Origin of the sequence: Dysgonomonas sp. HDW5A (assembly GCF_011299555.1) — a bacterium.
In the GTDB taxonomy this organism is placed as follows: domain Bacteria; phylum Bacteroidota; class Bacteroidia; order Bacteroidales; family Dysgonomonadaceae; genus Dysgonomonas_A.
The window spans coordinates 3972949-3987277 of the sequence record NZ_CP049857.1 but is presented as its reverse complement, the minus strand read 5'-3'; the positions used below and the strand labels follow the sequence as shown (position 1 = coordinate 3987277).

General features: G+C 33.8%; 16 protein-coding genes. All 16 read right to left on the bottom strand.

Annotation, left to right across the window (positions count from 1 at the left end):
• Nucleotides 1–102: 102 nt before the first annotated feature.
• A complete protein-coding gene (prfA, locus tag G7050_RS16460) occupies nt 103–1188 on the bottom strand; it encodes a peptide chain release factor 1 (protein ID WP_166117356.1) in 1086 nt (361 codons plus the stop codon).
• A 176-nt stretch (nt 1189–1364) separates the two neighbouring features.
• Complete coding sequence (locus G7050_RS16455) at nt 1365–2057, bottom strand: LrgB family protein (RefSeq protein ID WP_166117355.1); 693 nt, start codon at nt 2055–2057, stop codon at nt 1365–1367.
• On the bottom strand, nt 2054–2398 hold the full coding sequence (locus tag G7050_RS16450) for a CidA/LrgA family protein (RefSeq protein WP_185154971.1): 345 nt from the start codon (nt 2396–2398) through the stop codon (nt 2054–2056). Before G7050_RS16450 ends, G7050_RS16455 begins: the two co-directional genes overlap by 4 nt.
• Nucleotides 2399–2643: 245 nt before the next feature.
• Complete coding sequence (locus tag G7050_RS16445) at nt 2644–3465, bottom strand: UDP-2,3-diacylglucosamine diphosphatase (protein WP_166117353.1); 822 nt, start codon at nt 3463–3465, stop codon at nt 2644–2646.
• Nucleotides 3466–3470: 5 nt separating this feature from the next.
• Complete coding sequence (locus tag G7050_RS16440; RefSeq protein ID WP_166117352.1) at nt 3471–3788, bottom strand: metal-sulfur cluster assembly factor; 318 nt, start codon at nt 3786–3788, stop codon at nt 3471–3473.
• A gap of 84 nt (nt 3789–3872) precedes the next feature.
• Nucleotides 3873–5120: an NAD(P)/FAD-dependent oxidoreductase gene (locus G7050_RS16435; RefSeq protein WP_166117351.1), complete on the bottom strand. Its 1248-nt coding sequence runs from the start codon at nt 5118–5120 to the stop codon at nt 3873–3875.
• A 10-nt stretch (nt 5121–5130) separates the two neighbouring features.
• On the bottom strand, nt 5131–6051 hold the full coding sequence (locus G7050_RS16430; RefSeq protein WP_166117350.1) for a hypothetical protein: 921 nt from the start codon (nt 6049–6051) through the stop codon (nt 5131–5133).
• 22 nt (nt 6052–6073) lie between these two features.
• The gene (gene radC, locus G7050_RS16425) at nt 6074–6778 is read right to left on the bottom strand and encodes a DNA repair protein RadC (RefSeq protein ID WP_166117349.1); all 705 of its coding nucleotides are present in this window, start codon (nt 6776–6778) and stop codon (nt 6074–6076) included.
• A gap of 75 nt (nt 6779–6853) precedes the next feature.
• Nucleotides 6854–7417 (bottom strand): elongation factor P, encoded by a 564-nt coding sequence (gene efp, locus G7050_RS16420; protein WP_166117348.1) that lies wholly within the window; start codon nt 7415–7417, stop codon nt 6854–6856.
• Nucleotides 7418–7550: 133 nt separating this feature from the next.
• Nucleotides 7551–8369 (bottom strand): serine O-acetyltransferase EpsC, encoded by an 819-nt coding sequence (epsC, locus tag G7050_RS16415; RefSeq protein WP_166117347.1) that lies wholly within the window; start codon nt 8367–8369, stop codon nt 7551–7553.
• A 10-nt stretch (nt 8370–8379) separates the two neighbouring features.
• Nucleotides 8380–9315 (bottom strand): acyltransferase family protein, encoded by a 936-nt coding sequence (locus G7050_RS16410; protein ID WP_166117346.1) that lies wholly within the window; start codon nt 9313–9315, stop codon nt 8380–8382.
• A gap of 4 nt (nt 9316–9319) precedes the next feature.
• On the bottom strand, nt 9320–9505 hold the full coding sequence (locus tag G7050_RS16405) for a hypothetical protein (RefSeq protein ID WP_166117345.1): 186 nt from the start codon (nt 9503–9505) through the stop codon (nt 9320–9322).
• 3 nt (nt 9506–9508) lie between these two features.
• On the bottom strand, nt 9509–10759 hold the full coding sequence (locus G7050_RS16400) for a glutamate-5-semialdehyde dehydrogenase (protein WP_166117344.1): 1251 nt from the start codon (nt 10757–10759) through the stop codon (nt 9509–9511).
• A 91-nt stretch (nt 10760–10850) separates the two neighbouring features.
• Nucleotides 10851–11945, bottom strand: coding sequence for a glutamate 5-kinase (gene proB, locus G7050_RS16395; protein ID WP_166117343.1), 1095 nt, complete (start codon nt 11943–11945; stop codon nt 10851–10853).
• Nucleotides 11946–12080: 135 nt separating this feature from the next.
• Nucleotides 12081–13727 (bottom strand): AMP-binding protein, encoded by a 1647-nt coding sequence (locus G7050_RS16390; protein WP_166117342.1) that lies wholly within the window; start codon nt 13725–13727, stop codon nt 12081–12083.
• Between the two features lie 47 nt (nt 13728–13774).
• Entirely contained in the window at nt 13775–14329 is a 555-nt protein-coding gene (locus tag G7050_RS16385; protein ID WP_166117341.1) for a helix-turn-helix domain-containing protein, read from the bottom strand.

The window sequence follows — 14329 nt, the reverse complement described above, 5'->3', positions numbered from 1 at the left end:
TTCACGAAAATAATTGTTGTTACATTTCTTAAGTATCAGTAAATATTTAATTACAACAATCGGTTGTAATTTCTACTGACCTAAGTAATCAAAAAGAGGGCCTTATAATTCGCTTTCTTTTAATCGCTCTGTATTCTCAGCAATAATCAATTGATCTATTATCTGCTGGATATCACCATCCATAATGGCTGCAAGATTATACAATGTCAGATTTATTCTATGATCAGTGACACGTCCTTGAGAATAGTTGTATGTTCTGATCTTTGCAGATCGATCACCTGTCGAAACCATTGTTTTTCTTTTGGAGGCTATCTCATCCATATACTTTTGGTATTCCATATTATATATACGAGAACGCAACTCAATTAAAGCCTTGGCTCTATTTTTTAATTGCGATTTTTCATCCTGACATTGAACTGTTACCCCTGTCGGAATATGAACCATACGTATGGCAGAATATGTTGTATTTACCGATTGTCCTCCATTTCCAGATGCACAAAAGGTATCTACTCGTATGTCTGATTCTTTTATTTCCACATCAAATTCTTCAGCTTCAGGTAATACGGCTACAGTGGATGCAGAGGTGTGTACACGACCTTGTGTTTCTGTTGCCGGAACTCGTTGAACCCTATGAACCCCCGATTCGTATTTGAGCGTACCATATACATTGTCGCCCGAAACAGTAAATATAATTTCCTTAAAACCTCCCGAAGTTCCTTCTGTCAGGCTTGTAACTTCGGTTTTCCAGCCCTTTGTTTCGCTGTATTTCTGATACATGCGATAAAGGTCTCCTGCAAAAATTGCAGCCTCGTCTCCACCTGTTCCTCCTCGAATTTCAACGATTGCATTTTTATTATCTTGAGGATCTGCAGGTACGAGCAAAAGCTTTATCTCTTCTTCAAGTATAGGTAATCTGGAATTGCTTACTTCTAATTCCTCCTTAGCCATTTCGCGTAATTCGGCATCTGACTCATTGTCAAGTATACTTTTGGCCTCAGATATACTGGTTAGTACTTGAATATATTCTTTTCTTGCATTTACAATCTTTTCAAGATCACGGTATTCTTTAGTCAGCTTCACATAGCGTTTCATATCTGATATAACATTAGGATCGGTAATTAACTTACCGATTTCTTCGAAACGTATAACTAAGGCTTCTAGTTTATCTAATAGTGAATGTTGATTCATTTTCAGTTTTTAATTTGCAGGTGCAAAGATAAGAAAAAGGAAATTATTCTATAGGTCTTTTTTATTACTTGACTGATGTGTTTATAAAAGTATTAACTTAGCTTTTAGCTAAATAGTATTTAATTATTCTTTTTTAGCTTTAGTCTATGTCTAAATTTAAACTCTCAGAAGAAGAATTAAGATAGAAGTTGATGTATAAAGGGGATTAACAGAGCGGTCATTACGCCCATAAGTCCAATAGCCAATCCACTTATTGCCCCCTCAATTACACCCATTTCCATAGCCTTTACTGTTCCTACACTATGTGCCGAGGCTCCCATCGCCAATCCTTTAGCGATACTGCTTTTAATTCCTAAAATACGCAACACAAAAGGACCAACTATACCTCCGAATATACCACAGAATAAAACAATAACAGCAGTTAGGGAAGGTATTCCTCCAGATTGAGCTGAAATATTCATTGCAATGGCTGTCGTAACCGATTTAGGTTCGAGAGTCATAACTAATGCATTATCTGCTCCTGTTATTTTTGCCAAGACAATTACACTTACTATTCCGGTTATACTGCCCACAAATATTGAAGTAAGTATGGATACTACATTTCCTTTTAGATAAGACATTTGTTGATAAAGAATATATCCCAATGCCACAACAGATGGACCTAGAAGAAAACTTACAAATTGTCCTCCTCGTTGAAATGTTTCATAATCCATTTTTGTTATTTGTAGAAATAGAATTATAATCGCTATGGATATAATAAGAGGATGTAGTATGGCAATTCTTGTCTTTTTAAAGATATATTGCCCGAATAAATAACTGCCAAAAATAAGGACAAGAATAAATTCGGGACTCTCAATTAATAACCTCATTTCGATCTCCCTTTTTCCATTTGTTGTTGTACTATACCTACTACGGCAATAACTAAAATTGTGCTGATTGAGCAGGTAATAATAATAGATGCCCAAAATTTACTCAATACGCCAAATGAACTCATTAATCCGGCTCCCGAAGGAATAAAGAAGATTGCCATATTTTTAGTTATGGCATTTGCTGTTGAATCAACACTTTCCGGATTTATGATTTTGAGATAGAGCGATAAAAATAACAACATCATTCCGATGATACTTCCCGGAATAAACCCTTTAATGAGGTAGCTCATGCACTCTCCTATAAAATAAAATAAGAGAATGATGAAAATTCCTTTAACCATTTTCATACTAACTTATACCTAAAAATTAACTCTACAAAGGTAGGATAAATTAGCTATAGAAGTTGTTTTATTAGTGTAAAATCTTAGAGATATTTTAATAATAAAAGCCGATTATCGAATGGGGATAATCGGCTTCCAGAATGCTAAGTAAAGGTAAATATTTAATGCTATATTTTAAGAATATAACTGTTTATCGCTGTTTTACTAGCCAAAGCAATAAATAGTTCTGCGAACTTATTATTGTTCTATTTATCCTCAAATATTTCTAAAGAAAAATTCTCACCGTCAAAAACAGCATAAGAGAAAAAACTGATCCAGTCTCCAAGAATAACAATTCGTGAGGTCTGCGATAACATCAGGTCAAGCATTATGTGACGATGTCCGAAAATGAAAAAATTAATATTCGGAGATTCCTTAAGTTGTTTCTTTGCGAACAAAACCAGATGTTCTTTATCTTCGCCTAAATAAGGTATCTCTCCACCTGTAGCTCTACTATGATTTGACCATCGATGGGCTATACCTAATGCCCAACGTGGATGTAAACAGGCAAAAGCTTTTTGACAGAATTTGTTATGAAAAGCCCATCTGATGATTTTAAACGACTTAGAATCATCTCCTAATCCGTCACCATGAGCGAGTAGGAATTTTTTGTTGTATATATCTTGTACCAATGGTTCAAGATGAACTATCATACCACATTCTTTTTCCAGATAATCAGTGACCCATACATCGTGATTTCCGATAAAGAAATGAATTTCTATACCGGAATCTGTTAACTCTGAGATCTTACCTAATACACGTGTAAATCCTCTTGGCACAACATATTTATACTCAAACCAGAAATCGAATATATCTCCTAAAAGATAAATCGTTTTAGCATCTTCTTTTACCATATCAAACCATCTGCATAGCTTTCTCTCAATCTCATGGTTGGGATAACTGTCTTTCGATGTTTTTTTGATCGTATTAGGTAAGCTCAATGCTCCGTTATTATCTATAACTTTATTGTGTGAGGCTGATCCTAGATGTACGTCGGATAGGAAGTAAACTTTATTTCTTTCCGCCATAATTTTTATAGAAAACCCAGCTCTAATTTAGCTTCTTCACTCAACATATCTTTATTCCATTCGGGCTCGAATGTGAGATTTACAATTACATTCTTTGCAGCCGGAATAGATTCAAGTTTTAGGCGTACATCCTCTAATATGAAATCTGCTGCGGGGCAATTGGGGGCAGTCAATGTCATAGTTATGGTTACATTTTGATCATCATCTACATCTACCTTATAGATAAGTCCAAGATCATAAATATTTACGGGTATTTCGGGATCATATACTGTTTTCAGCATACGTACTATGTCTTCTTCTAATTTTAATAATCCAGTATTCATATTTTTAATAATTAAGTAGTTTAAAATATCGATTATCATATCTCAGGTATATAACTAATTATAATAGACCTGAAACCTTTGTCGTTATAGTGTTTTAGCTAAATTTAGAGCTGCTTCAATACATTTGTCCATATTATAGTATTCCCATTCAGCAAAACGCCCCAGAAGATGTATATTCTCTTCTTTTAGGATTTTCTTTGTTTGGTCAATTAGTTTTTTTGTCTCGAAATTATGTATAATATATGAATTCTGCTCATAATTATATTTAATAGGAGATAAATTACCAGGTAGTTTTTTTATTTCACTAATCATGTCTTCGTATTGCATTTTTCCGGAAAATTCAACAACACAAGTTTTTCGTTGTTTATCTCCATTATTAGCTGGCGAAAAATTACCTGTGTAAATTATTCTGTGAGCACTAGTGAATTCTTCAGGAATGTACAGCCATGAGATGTCATTGTCGTCCGTTTCGCAGAGTAAATTCGATGTGCCGTTTGATCTTAAATTCTGTATTTCTTTTAAATCAACTTTGCCATCAAGAGTTTTCTCTAAATAGTCGGGCATCTTTCTTATATCTCCGCAATATACAACACTATCGAAACCTATTTGTTTATCTATTGTATATTGATTATTAATTTTTTCAATATGAGTTATGTCAGATCCTGTACGTATATCTAAATCTTGAGAAAGTCTATCTACAATAAATTGTGATCCGCCAACTTTTGGATAAAAAAATGTCGAATGTACCATCGATTTTTCTTCCTGACGAGTTATATTACTTACAATGATTTCTTTTAAGTTTGGCATTGGTAGTTTTCCTTCCAACCAAGACATAGGAACTGTTGAAAGGTCTACTTTCCATATTTTATTATTATATGGTTTAAAATAGAGTTCATAAAGAGTTTTACCAAAAGTATTTTCTAAAAACAGCTCAAAATTAGGATAATTTTGCCATGATTGCTTCTCTTTATGTTGTAATAGAAGAAGTTCGTCTATTATTGTATCTATAGTACTTTTATCGAAATTATAGATGTAGTTTTCTATAGGATAACCAATTATTTGATCTCTAAAAAGAATCTTAGCATTTCTGGTAACTTCTAGAAATTCAGAGTCTTGGTTGAAATGTGACCAAAACCAATCGGCTACTTCTTTATTTTTAGAATTGAATACATGTCCTCCAACTTTATGAAACAAAACCGAATCGATAATATCACACTTTATAAGTCCACCTTGACGTTGCTCTTTTTCGAAAAGAACAACCTCGTGTTTATCTTTTAAAATATTAGCTAAAGAAAGTCCGGATATACCTGTTCCAATAATTGCAATTTTCATAATATGTCTTTTAAGTCCATCTGGACAGTTTGATGGGGTGATAATACAATACATCTGAAGGAAAAGTGGAGAAGAGTTTATCCAAAGATCGTTCATATGTATCTTCTAATGCCTGCTTGTCTTCTTTAGTCCATAAGGCTATGCCTTTATCCATAAGGTCTTTTTCTGTGAATATTTTTTTACAAGCCATAATCATTGCAGTTGGAATAGCCAATTCTACAAAAAGGTTAGTTGCAACGAATAGGCCGCTATAATGTCTAAATTGTTTGAAATCAGATGCCGGTAAGATGAAAATATCAGAATAACCACTCATTAAGGGAAACTTTAATTCTATTCTTCCTTTTCTTAATTGCTTATTAACTTTACGACAATCTAATTTATAACGAATGAGTCCTTTTAAATTTTTAGGATAATTGCAGCGTGGGGGTAGTTCATAGACCTTATCTGCATTTAAATAGGGTTTTTCAAATCCTTTTCTTTCAAATTCTTTTAAGACATCTTCTTTTGAAGGAAATTCTCTCTTAACTTCTACTCCTGGAACATTAAAAGGATCATAATCTACTGCCTTGGGAGAATGATACCACAAATTTAAAGAATGTAATTCATCTAAACTTGAAATAAAAGAATCTTCTTTTCCTACTTTAAAATAGGTAGTATAATTATCTTGATTTATTTGAGGATTTAAGATTAGGTCATCACCAATAAAGATGAAATGGTCAAAGTTTCCTTCTGAAGTTAATCTTTCATACGCTTGTGCTACATACCCTTGAAAGTAGTGTGAATTTTCGTATATTGTAATAACATTGCTTCTATCACCATCATAAAAGGGTACTAAATGAAATATGTGACTAAATCGACTTTTATAGATTTCATCTAATCTTGGAATATTAGCATCATAACGGTGGTTATGTATAATTACTAATGCGATCATTTTATAGTTAGTTCATTAAATTTTATAATATACAATCATTATCTCTATAGCTGTAATAGCTATTGTCGCATACAATAACATGATCCATTAAATATATATCAAGTATTTTGCAGGCCTCTTTAAGTTTTAGTGTGATGTTATTATCATCTTCGCTTGGTTTAGGGTTACCCGAAGGATGATTGTGTATTAATACAATGTTAGTTGCTAAATTTTCAATTGCTTCTTTAATAATAAGGCGAATATCAATAACTGTACCTGTAATTCCTCCTTTACTGACTAGAATCTTTTTCAGCACTTTATTAGACCGGTTCATGAGTAATACCCAACTTTCTTCATGTCTTAGATCACCAAGGAGTGGCTGAAACATATGAAAAACATCTTTACTTAATAGTATGAGCTGTTGCTTTTCTGTATCAGAAAGCTTACGTCTTTTACCTAATTCTAACGCTGCAATAATAGTAATGGCTTTGGCTTCACCTATACCGTTGAAATTTTGTACTAAGTCATGAATACTTAGTTTACCGAATGAATTCAGGTTATTATTTACCGAAAATAATATTCGTTGCGACAGTTCGACAGCGGTTTCATTCTTATTACCCGATCCAATCAGAATAGCCAGTAATTCAGCATCAGATAATGCGGATACTCCCTTTATAAGCATCTTTTCCCGTGGACGGTCTTCTTCTGCCCAATCTGTTATTTTTAGCTTTAGCTTCGATTGATCCATAAGTTTATAAAGATAAAAAAATCGTGTTTGGTAAGCTAACCAAATCACGATTTTTTCTTAAACATAAATCTTATATTACTTAACTCTCTCAACGTATGAGCCGTCACGAGTATTGATTTTTATTTTCTCACCTTCATTTATGAAAAGTGGTACTCTAACTTCTGCTCCGGTTTCTAATGTTGCAGGTTTCGTTGCATTTGTTGCAGTATCTCCTTTTAATCCTGGCTCGGTATATGTAACTTCCAAGATTACGTTTTGAGGTAATTCGGCAGTCAAAATAGTTTCGGTTTCAGCATGCACCTGTACATCTATAGTATCACCTTCTTTAAGAAAAGCTACTCCTTCTATTTGGTTTGCGTTAAGAGATACTTGCTCGAAAGTCTCATTATTCATAAGGTTGTATCCCATTTCATCTTTGTATAAATATTGATATTCGCGTCTTTCGATACGTACTTCATCTAGCTTTATACCTGCATTAAATGTTCTTTCTAAGATACGTCCTGTAGTTACGTTTCTCATTTTTGTTCTCACAAAAGCTGCTCCCTTACCTGGTTTTACATGAAGGAATTCAATAATTACATAATATTGACCTTCAATGTCAATACACATACCATTTCTAATATCTGCAGTAGTTGCCATAAAATATATTTTGTTTTTTATATAATAATTATTCGATTATGTCTTAATGGAATAGATAGTTAACTCTCAATAAGACCGCAAAGATAGAAAAATAATACAAAGATTATAATAGATCTTTTTGCTAAAAGTCTATTCAAATTGTATAATTAAAAGAATCTTCAAAATCCTGAGTTGTTCTGATTCTTACTTCAGAGTTGTGAAAAACCAAAGAGTAGGGGACAACACTTCTTGTAAGCCATACGTTTCCTCCAATGGTAGAGTCGTGACCAACAACAGTTGAGCCACCTAATATGGTTGCTCCTGCATAGATAACCACATTATCTTCTATGGTTGGATGCCTTTTTTTGTCTTTTAGCTCTTTAGTAACAAACAATGCTCCTAGAGTTACACCTTGATATATTTTTACATTATTCCCAATAATTGTAGTTTCGCCGATAACTATTCCCGTGCCGTGATCTATAAAAAACATATTTCCTATTTGTGCTCCTGGGTGAATATCTATTCCAACTGAAGCATGAGCATATTCAGAAAATAATCTAGGGATAATAGGCACATGCATCTTGTATAGAATGTGAGAGAGGCGATATACAGTCAATGCAAAAAATCCGGGGTATGTTATAATAATTTCTTCAATACTACGAGCCGCAGGGTCATTTTGTAAATAACACTTTGCTTCATCGTATAATCTGTTTCTTAAGTCAGGTAATTCAGTTATAAATGAATCAACTACTATTTCGGCCTCCTTTTTATTGATAAGATTTGATATATTTTCTAATAATACAGAATATACATAATTAAGATTATCAGATGTAGAGGTACAATTCTTGTCACAAATGGGAAAAAGCAACTGATGAAATATGGTTTGTAGGATTGCTTCAAGTTCTATTTTGTTGATTGGGAGAGTATTTGATTTTGAATTTAATAATTCAGAAATTTTATTTAAGTCGGTCATTGTTTTTAATTTATAGAAATATTTTGAGAGATTTATTTGCTTGTATTATAGCAAAAGAGAGAAATACAGAGGATATAATGACAAAAGGTAGTATAAAAATATTAGGTACTGGAATATGTATTAGGAATAAAATAGCAGGATGAATAAAGAATATAGCCGAAGATAACTGCCCTATATCGTCATTCTTTAGAATCTTCATTGTACTATTCTGAAGAATAAGTATTATAATGGCAGGACAAGTTATAAATAATGATAGGTATATATTAGGTATCGCTTCGTATTTATGAAGATAGGTGCATGATTCAAAAATCAGAGTAGATAAACTAAGAACTAATAATACGGTAATTAAGCGTTTGTATCTTGAGAAATCGAAGCTCTTTATTAAATATCCCATTAATACAAAGGGAATACCCATAAAAAGGAAGTTACGATATTTGAAAAACCTTAAAGGTGCATATGGATTTGTTTGTTGGATATAATAGCCTATACCAAATAGTAGTACGGCAATAATTAGAAATAAAATATTATTGTTAAAGATTTTTCTCATAAAGAAAATACAAATAACGGCACCTATAAGTGCGGGAAGATACCACAAATGATAAAAGCCCATCATTAAAAGTATAGCATACATACTGCCACTTGCTTTCTCTATCATAAATGGAAGATAAAATAATGTCCAGACAATATAAATCTTTATCATTTTAGTTATATATCGAAAGACCTTTTTCTGATCTGTAAAATCAAGAAAATAGCCATTAATAATAAAAAATGAGGGCACGGCTATTTTGGACAAGTCAAACGAGATAAATGATCCTATTGAATATAATATCTTACTCCCAAAACCTTGAGGGGTTATATATATATCTACTATTGGGAGATGGATTATTACAACCAGTATACTTAATAGTATCTTAAAATAATCCAGAGTAATGTTTCTTTCCTTCACTCTATTAATCTTCTAAATAATCTTTCTTACTATTTTTTCTGTTATATAGCTTTTTGCTTTTATGTACTTTGGTAATAGCCGTGAATCCTACATTGGTTTCCAATTGAGTTTCCCTATCTGCCTTTTTTACAGCTTTTATATAGTCTTGAATAGTAATTTTTCCTCTTTCCTGACTTTTCTTCTTTTTCATTTACTATTTTCTTATTTGTCCGCTACCTTCGATAATCCATTTATAACTGCAAAGTTCCTGCAATGCCATAGGACCGCGTGCATGCATTTTTTGCGTACTGATACCTATTTCTGCTCCTAATCCGAATTGTGCTCCATCGGTAAATGCCGTAGAAGCATTTACATATACACATGCAGCATCTATAAGAGATTCAAAAAGTATGGTTGCCGTTTCATCTTCGGTTATAATGGCCTCACTGTGCTTAGAGCCGTATTTTGAAATATGGTCAATAGCATCGTTGATGTTATTGATAGTTTTTATAGCCATCTTATAATCAAGAAACTCAGTACCAAAATCATCTGTTGATGCTTCTTTCAGTAATTTAGAAGGATAATGACCTTTCAGCACTTCATAAGATAACTTATCAGCATAGATAATTACATGATCATCTTTTAGTTTGTCACAGATATAAGGGAGATCGTTTAGACGGTCTTTATCAATAATCAAACAATCGAGTGTATTACATACGCTTACCCGTCTGGTTTTAGCATTGTGAACTATTTGTTGACCGATTTCTTTATTACCCGCACTATGAAAATAGGTATGACATACACCGGCTCCTGTCTCTATAACGGGAATGTGAGCATTGTCTCTTACATAATTAATAAGAGAACTTCCTCCGCGTGGAATAATAAGATCTACATATTCTCTGGCATTTAGTAATTCATCAATTACTTCTCTATCATTGGGTAGCAGCGTACATATATTGGGGTTAATGTCATTATCATCAAGTACGCTTCTTATGATTTCGACAATAGCCATATTCGAAAACTTGGCATCTGATCCTCCTTTTAAGATACAAACATTTCCCGACTTGAGACATAAGGTAAATACGTCAAAACAAACGTTCGGACGAGCTTCAAATATGATCCCGATAACTCCAAACGGAACAGCTTTCTTCGATAAATGTAATCCGTTGTTTAGTGTTCTCTTATCGAGTATTCTGCCAACAGGAGAGGGGAGACTAATTATGTTCCGAATATCTGAAACAATTCCAAGAATACGTTCTTCAGTAAGCTTTACCCTGTCGTATTTAGGATTATTTTTATCCATTCTTTGCAGATCTTTTAAATTTTCTGAAAGAATGTAGTGTATTTTAGCTTCTGTTTCTTTAGCTATATCTTCTAGTAGGCAATTGATTTGTTCTTCTTTTAATAGAAGTAAGCTTCTGCCTGCTATTTTTGCTGATTCGAATAACTGTTTCGTATCGTCCATATGTAAGTGAATAAAATATTAATGATATGCTTTCGGTTTATAACAGAATGTGCCTGTTTATACTTGCCTAAGCAATAAAAAGGTCTGAGACCTATTTATCTATATATAAGTAGTCGTAATGTATTATTGGTTTTTCATTACTTTTACCTATCAATTTTTCTACGGTTTTATTATCAAAAGCAATACGTCCAACCCCGATTTGCTTTTTTTGAGAGTCAATAATCTTTACAATATCGTCGGGTTCAAAGTCGCCCTCTATTTTTACAATTCCTACAGGAAGTAAGCTGACTGCTTTTTCACTGATAAGGGCCTCTTTAGCTCCATCATTAATATGAACTTCGCCTTTTGCAAAACTTTCGGAATGAGCAATCCATTTTTTTACCGTTGAAACTGCTTTTTTAGAAGCCTTGAAACGAGTGCATATCGTTTTAGGATCGGAAATAAGATTTAAAAGAATATTGTCTTTTTTGCCATTGGCTATTATAACCTCTATGCCTTCTTCTGCTATTTTTCGGGCAATATTGTATTTGGTTTGCATACCGCCACGTCCCGATGTAGACTTCGATGTTTGTATAAATTCTTCTATCTGATCTTTCTTCGGATCTATTTCATGAATTACACTTGCTTTAGGATCCGATGGATTGCCATTATATATACCGTCAATATTACTCAATATAATCAATGTATGGCAATTCATCATAGTTGCAACTAATCCGGATAACTCGTCATTATCGGTAAACATTAATTCATTAACAGAAATTGTATCATTTTCATTCACAATAGGTGTCACTCCATTTTGAAGCATTACAGTCATACAATTACGCTGATTGAGATAATGCCTGCGAGTAGAAAAGTCTTCTTTTGTTGCTAATATCTGACCACAAACTATATTGTAGTTGTCAAACAATGTAAAATATTGATTAATAAGTCTTACTTGTCCTATTGCTGAAAATAATTGCCGAGCCGACACAACATCTAATTTCGATTTCGGTCGGATTGTCGATTTTCCCGAAGCAACGGCACCCGATGAAACGAGAATAATTTCAATACCCGATTTACGTAGTTCGGCAATCTGATCTACCAATGCAGACATACGTGTGACGTCTAATGTGCCATCCTTTCGGGTTAATACATTACTGCCTATCTTAATAACTATCCGCTTTTTTTCCGAATCTTCTTTTTTCATTTTATTTCAAATAAGGTCAGTGACCTTTGCTAATGATATCTCACAAAGTTAATAAAATCTCGAATGAAAAAAATACCTGTCTATTATTACTGTAGGCAGGTATTTATAAAGCGGATTATATTTCTTCTCAAGACTTTATTGCTTCCGTATTTCTGCCCGTTTTATTTTACCACTTATTGTTTTGGGTAATTCTTCCACAAATTCTATAATTCGCGGGTATTTATAGGGAGCAGTCACGTTTTTTACATGATCCTGTATTTCCTTAATAAGTGCTTCTCCTGCTTTCTCTTTGTAATCGCCAGCAAGTATAATAGTTGCTTTTATCACCTGACCACGTATTTCGTCAGGTACGCCTGTTATGGCACATTCTACAACAGCAGGATGAGTCATAAGAGCACTTTCAACTTCAAATGGCCCTATACGGTAACCCGAGCTTTTTATAACGTCATCAATACGGCCGATAAACCAGAAGTAACCATCTTCGTCCCTCCAAGCAGAATCACCTGTATGATATACATTATCATAATACACTTGATTAGTAAGTGCTTCATCCCGATAATAGCCCATAAATAAGCCAAGAGGTTTACCGTTATTGGTTTTTATGACTACCTCTCCCGATTCACCGTCTTCGGCAGGGCGTCCTTCAGGAGTGATAAGATCAATATCATAGGCCGGATTGGCAACTCCCATTGCTCCGGGTTTAGGTTCCATCCAAGGAAAAGTTACAATCGTAGGAGTAGTTTCTGTTTGACCGAAGGCTTCCATCATTTTTATGCCGGTTGCTTTATAAAATGTCTCAAAAACCGAAGCATTAAGTGCTTCACCGGCAGTAGTGCAATATTGAAGTGACGATAAGTCATATTTACTTAAATCTTCACGAATCATAAAGCGGTATACTGTAGGAGGAGCACAAAATGAGGTTATTTTATATTTTTCTATTAACTCAAGCATCATTACTGATGTAAATTTTTCGTGATCGTATGCCACAACAGTTGCTCCAACAATCCATTGACCATATAATTTCCCCCATACAGCTTTAGCCCATCCTGTATCAGATACGGTCAGGTGGACACTGTTTTCATTCAGATTATGCCAATATTTGGCTGTCACAATATGTCCCAAAGGATAAGTGTAATCGTGTATAACCATTTTAGGCTCGCCTGTCGTTCCCGAAGTAAAGTAAAGTATCGAAATATCTTTATTGTCATTTACATGTTCAGGTCGAACAAAAGGAACGGCTTCCTTTAATCCTTTATGGAAATCTGTCCACCCCTGGGGTATGTTATCACCCCACGTTATGAGGTTTGTTATTGTTGGTGATTTGGGTAAGGCCTCATTTACGTGTTTGCGGATAAGCTCGTCATCGGTTGTAATAATTGCTTTTATATCAGCAGCATTATTACGATAGATAATATCTTTAGGAGTAAGTAGGTGTGTGGCCGGAATAGCTACAGCTCCTATTTTATGGAGACCTACAATTGCAAACCAGAACTCATAGCGGCGTTTAAGTATCAACATCACTTTGTCACCTTTGGCTATGCCTAACGATTGGAAAAATGAGGCTGCTTTATCACTTTGTTCTTTAATATCTTTGAATGTGAAATCGAAATGTTCTCCTTCTTCATTCGACCAGCAAAGAGCTACCTTCGTGGGGTTGGTTTTCGCCCATTCATCTACAATATCATAGGCAAAATTAAAATTGTCAGGGATATTTACGTGAAAATTATTTTTGAAATCCTCTGTAGACTTAAATTCTATTTGGTTTAAAAATTTTTCTAACATAGTTTTTGAAATTTATATTCTCATTTCAGTTTAGGATGTATACTGGATCAGACTATTACAGCTAAAAATTTAACCGGTTTTCCATCCAACGCTTTCATACCATGAGGTAGGCTCGGATCGAAATAGAGACTATCTCCTTTTTCCAAAATAAGATCCTTTCCATTAATTTGTAGCAAAAGTCTACCTTTAAAAACAAGGTTAAATTCTTGTCCAGAGTGTGTACTTAGGTGAATCGGTGTGTCATCACTTTTGGGTTGTACCGTTACTACAAATATATCAGCTTTACGATTCGCAAAACCTGTTGCTAAAGCTTGATATTGATATTCTTCAACTCGTTTGATTGCTAATCCTTTTTCTTTACGAGTAATAGAATAGCTACTCATTCTAGGCTCCTCGTCAAACATTAGAGTTGTAAGATCAATGTTATACAGAGTCGCAATTTTTTTGAGTAAGCTGATCGAAAAATCTTTTCTCCCTGCTTCGTACTCGATATAATCTTCGAGTGTGATATCGCATGATGCAGCAAATTCGGCTTGTGTAAGCTCTAGTGCATCACGCAGACCTTTGAGTCGCAGACCAATTTGTACTAATTCTTCATTCAT

Bases quoted from the DNA above. Each gene is read 5' to 3' on its own strand.
- prfA (WP_166117356.1), bottom strand. From the start codon at position 1,188: ATGAATCAACATTCACTATTAGATAAACTAGAAGCCTTAGTTATACGT.
- G7050_RS16455 (WP_166117355.1), bottom strand. From the start codon at position 2,057: ATGAGGTTATTAATTGAGAGTCCCGAATTTATTCTTGTCCTTATTTTT.
- G7050_RS16450 (WP_185154971.1), bottom strand. From the start codon at position 2,398: ATGGTTAAAGGAATTTTCATCATTCTCTTATTTTATTTTATAGGAGAG.
- G7050_RS16445 (WP_166117353.1), bottom strand. From the start codon at position 3,465: ATGGCGGAAAGAAATAAAGTTTACTTCCTATCCGACGTACATCTAGGA.
- G7050_RS16440 (WP_166117352.1), bottom strand. From the start codon at position 3,788: ATGAATACTGGATTATTAAAATTAGAAGAAGACATAGTACGTATGCTG.
- G7050_RS16435 (WP_166117351.1), bottom strand. From the start codon at position 5,120: ATGAAAATTGCAATTATTGGAACAGGTATATCCGGACTTTCTTTAGCT.
- G7050_RS16430 (WP_166117350.1), bottom strand. From the start codon at position 6,051: ATGATCGCATTAGTAATTATACATAACCACCGTTATGATGCTAATATT.
- radC (WP_166117349.1), bottom strand. From the start codon at position 6,778: ATGGATCAATCGAAGCTAAAGCTAAAAATAACAGATTGGGCAGAAGAA.
- efp (WP_166117348.1), bottom strand. From the start codon at position 7,417: ATGGCAACTACTGCAGATATTAGAAATGGTATGTGTATTGACATTGAA.
- epsC (WP_166117347.1), bottom strand. From the start codon at position 8,369: ATGACCGACTTAAATAAAATTTCTGAATTATTAAATTCAAAATCAAAT.
- G7050_RS16405 (WP_166117345.1), bottom strand. From the start codon at position 9,505: ATGAAAAAGAAGAAAAGTCAGGAAAGAGGAAAAATTACTATTCAAGAC.
- G7050_RS16400 (WP_166117344.1), bottom strand. From the start codon at position 10,759: ATGGACGATACGAAACAGTTATTCGAATCAGCAAAAATAGCAGGCAGA.
- proB (WP_166117343.1), bottom strand. From the start codon at position 11,945: ATGAAAAAAGAAGATTCGGAAAAAAAGCGGATAGTTATTAAGATAGGC.
- G7050_RS16390 (WP_166117342.1), bottom strand. From the start codon at position 13,727: ATGTTAGAAAAATTTTTAAACCAAATAGAATTTAAGTCTACAGAGGAT.
- G7050_RS16385 (WP_166117341.1), bottom strand. From the start codon at position 14,329: ATGAATGAAGAATTAGTACAAATTGGTCTGCGACTCAAAGGTCTGCGT.